The following is a 646-nucleotide window of genomic DNA, read 5'->3' as shown; positions in this document are numbered from 1 at the left end:
CAGTTGACAAGTAAGCCATTTCTGTCGGACTCAAAAACGAAATAATTTCCAGCAGAATCCCGGATTAGTTCTCCAGGTTGCGTGTTGGAGCCAAATTGTGTTCTTTCGTATTCCAGGCCAGTTTTCTCACGGTAAGCTACATTTTCCCTATAGTGTACTCCTCGCAGATCAATTACCGCAACTATTCCGCGTAGGAGGCGTATTCTCCCGATGGTATCCGGGGAGCTGGGTCTGATGCACGCCGCTCCGACGCGTCCCAATTCGAGATCCGCAAGCGCCTGCTGCTTGTCCGAGGTTAGGTGCGAGCCGCTTCTGAACTGAAGGATGAGCAAGTCACCTTCACGCCCCCTGACGTTGGCGAATTCGACGGTACCCGGAAGCGGTATAACGCCAGGATGCTCAGGAACCGGGGCAAGGTCCACGCGCCAGTTCACCACTTGATATGGAACGGTCAAGGTCATGTCTCAGCCGGCTCCTCGTGGTCGGACAGTCGGGGTTGGATGAGGATAGCAACGTTTGCTCACCTCCGGCGCTAGGCCGAGGTTCTGGTCAACCGCTGGTGTCCATCATGAGGAGCCGAAGCGCGACCTGCCGTCGGCGGATGGTGCTCTCGCTGTACCCGCGTCTCCTGAGTAGCGAGGCGTAC

General features: G+C 56.5%; 1 protein-coding gene. It reads right to left on the bottom strand.

The features are described from left to right. Positions 1 to 461 (bottom strand): hypothetical protein (locus tag BIU91_RS19140; RefSeq protein WP_216099634.1); only part of this gene is annotated, 461 nt, incomplete at its 3' end. Positions 462 to 646: the final 185 nt, after the last annotated feature.

This window comes from Curtobacterium sp. MMLR14_002 (genome assembly GCF_001864975.1).
GTDB lineage: Bacteria > Actinomycetota > Actinomycetes > Actinomycetales > Microbacteriaceae > Curtobacterium > Curtobacterium flaccumfaciens.
This window is presented reverse-complemented; position numbering and strand designations above follow the sequence as displayed.